Source organism: Pseudomonas sp. JR33AA (assembly GCF_021378985.1).
In the GTDB taxonomy this organism is placed as follows: Bacteria; Pseudomonadota; Gammaproteobacteria; order Pseudomonadales; family Pseudomonadaceae; genus Aquipseudomonas; species Aquipseudomonas alloputida.
Genome location: NZ_JAJSAW010000036.1, coordinates 1 through 3,341 on the forward strand (window position 1 = coordinate 1; position 3,341 = coordinate 3,341).

Annotated in this window: 2 rRNA genes; both read right to left on the reverse strand. The window is 51.2% G+C overall.

The annotated features are described in order from the left end of the window. Positions 1-25: 25 nt before the first annotated feature. Positions 26-141 (reverse strand): 5S ribosomal RNA (gene rrf / locus LVS58_RS24825). Between the two features lie 131 nt (positions 142-272). Then, a 23S ribosomal RNA gene (locus tag LVS58_RS24830) occupies positions 273-3,165 on the reverse strand. Positions 3,166-3,341 lie beyond the last annotated feature (176 nt).

Genomic DNA, 3,341 nt, shown 5'->3' on the forward strand with positions numbered 1-3,341 from the left:
GCAGATAGGGGTTTTGCGAAATGAATCTTGACGATGACCTACTCTCACATGGGGAAACCCCACACTACCATCGGCGATGCATCGTTTCACTACTGAGTTCGGGATGGGATCAGGTGGTTCCAATGCTCTATGGTCGTCAAGAAATTCTGTTGCCAGAATGTCCAGATGGACAGCCCAGCGAATCCGGATATGCGATATTTGTGGTCTTACGAACTTTCGGGTCTTTCGTCTTCACCACCGCAATCTGCGTCAGCAAATTGCTTGGGTGTTATATGGTCAAGCCTCACGGGCAATTAGTATTGGTTAGCTCAACGCCTCACAGCGCTTACACACCCAACCTATCAACGTCGTAGTCTTCGACGGCCCTTTAGGGGATTCAAGATCCCAGTGAGATCTCATCTTGAGGCAAGTTTCCCGCTTAGATGCTTTCAGCGGTTATCTCTTCCGAACATAGCTACCCGGCAATGCCACTGGCGTGACAACCGGAACACCAGAGGTTCGTCCACTCCGGTCCTCTCGTACTAGGAGCAGCCCCTCTCAAATCTCAAACGTCCACGGCAGATAGGGACCGAACTGTCTCACGACGTTCTAAACCCAGCTCGCGTACCACTTTAAATGGCGAACAGCCATACCCTTGGGACCGGCTTCAGCCCCAGGATGTGATGAGCCGACATCGAGGTGCCAAACACCGCCGTCGATATGAACTCTTGGGCGGTATCAGCCTGTTATCCCCGGAGTACCTTTTATCCGTTGAGCGATGGCCCTTCCATACAGAACCACCGGATCACTAAGACCTACTTTCGTACCTGCTCGACGTGTTTGTCTCGCAGTCAAGCGCGCTTTTGCCTTTATACTCTACGACCGATTTCCGACCGGTCTGAGCGCACCTTCGTACTCCTCCGTTACTCTTTGGGAGGAGACCGCCCCAGTCAAACTACCCACCATACACTGTCCTCGATCCGGATAACGGACCTGAGTTAGAACCTCAAAGTTGCCAGGGTGGTATTTCAAGGATGGCTCCATGAGAACTGGCGTCCCCACTTCAAAGCCTCCCACCTATCCTACACAAGCAAATTCAAAGTCCAGTGCAAAGCTATAGTAAAGGTTCACGGGGTCTTTCCGTCTAGCCGCGGATACACTGCATCTTCACAGCGATTTCAATTTCACTGAGTCTCGGGTGGAGACAGCGCCGCCATCGTTACGCCATTCGTGCAGGTCGGAACTTACCCGACAAGGAATTTCGCTACCTTAGGACCGTTATAGTTACGGCCGCCGTTTACCGGGGCTTCGATCAAGAGCTTCGCTTGCGCTAACCCCATCAATTAACCTTCCGGCACCGGGCAGGCGTCACACCCTATACGTCCACTTTCGTGTTTGCAGAGTGCTGTGTTTTTAATAAACAGTCGCAGCGGCCTGGTATCTTCGACCGGCATGAGCTTACGGAGCAAGTCCTTCACCCTCGCCGGCGCACCTTCTCCCGAAGTTACGGTGCCATTTTGCCTAGTTCCTTCACCCGAGTTCTCTCAAGCGCCTTGGTATTCTCTACCTAACCACCTGTGTCGGTTTGGGGTACGGTTCCCAGTTATCTGAAGCTTAGGAGCTTTTCTTGGAAGCATGGTATCAACCACTTCGTCGCCTAAAGGCAACTCGTCATCAGCTCTCGGCCTTGAAATCCCGGATTTGCCTAAGATTTCAGCCTACCACCTTAAACCTGGACAACCAACGCCAGGCTGGCCTAACCTTCTCCGTCCCTCCATCGCAATAACTGGAAGTACAGGAATATTAACCTGTTTTCCATCGACTACGCTTTTCAGCCTCGCCTTAGGGACCGACTAACCCTGCGTCGATTAACGTTGCGCAGGAAACCTTGGTCTTTCGGCGTGCGAGTTTTTCACTCGCATTGTCGTTACTCATGTCAGCATTCGCACTTCTGATACCTCCAGCAAGCTTCTCAACTCACCTTCACAGGCTTACAGAACGCTCCTCTACCGCATCATCATACGATGATACCCGTAGCTTCGGTGCATGGTTTGAGCCCCGTTACATCTTCCGCGCAGGCCGACTCGACTAGTGAGCTATTACGCTTTCTTTAAAGGGTGGCTGCTTCTAAGCCAACCTCCTAGCTGTCTAAGCCTTCCCACATCGTTTCCCACTTAACCATGACTTTGGGACCTTAGCTGACGGTCTGGGTTGTTTCCCTTTTCACGACGGACGTTAGCACCCGCCGTGTGTCTCCCATGCTCGGCACTTGTAGGTATTCGGAGTTTGCATCGGTTTGGTAAGTCGGGATGACCCCCTAGCCGAAACAGTGCTCTACCCCCTACAGTGATACATGAGGCGCTACCTAAATAGCTTTCGAGGAGAACCAGCTATCTCCGAGCTTGATTAGCCTTTCACTCCGATCCACAGGTCATCCGCTAACTTTTCAACGGTAGTCGGTTCGGTCCTCCAGTCAGTGTTACCTAACCTTCAACCTGCCCATGGATAGATCGCCCGGTTTCGGGTCTATACCCAGCGACTAAACGCCCTATTAAGACTCGCTTTCGCTACGCCTCCCCTATTCGGTTAAGCTCGCCACTGAATATAAGTCGCTGACCCATTATACAAAAGGTACGCAGTCACCTAACAAAGTAGGCTCCCACTGCTTGTACGCATACGGTTTCAGGATCTATTTCACTCCCCTCTCCGGGGTTCTTTTCGCCTTTCCCTCACGGTACTGGTTCACTATCGGTCAGTCAGTAGTATTTAGCCTTGGAGGATGGTCCCCCCATATTCAGACAAAGTTTCTCGTGCTCCGTCCTACTCGATTTCATTGACAAGAGATTTTCGTGTACGGGGCTATCACCCACTATGGCCGCACTTTCCAGAGCGTTCCACTAATCTCAAACCAACTTAAGGGCTGGTCCCCGTTCGCTCGCCACTACTAAGGGAATCTCGGTTGATTTCTTTTCCTCAGGGTACTTAGATGTTTCAGTTCCCCTGGTTCGCCTCTTGCACCTATGTATTCAGTACAAGATAACCAGCTTGTGCTGGCTGGGTTCCCCCATTCAGAGATCTCTGGATCACAGTCTGTTTGCCGACTCCCCAAAGCTTATCGCAGGCTACCACGTCTTTCATCGCCTCTGACTGCCAAGGCATCCACCGTATGCGCTTCTTCACTTGACCATATAACCCCAAGCAATCTGGTTATACTGTGAAGACGACATTCGCCGAAAATTCGTACGTTGCGCTTTCGCGCAGAACTCACAAATTTTACCTTAGCCTGATCCACCAGCAGTGAAACTGGTGTTCAGTCTATATCTATCACATATCCGAATTTTTAAAGAACGATCTGACAAAAG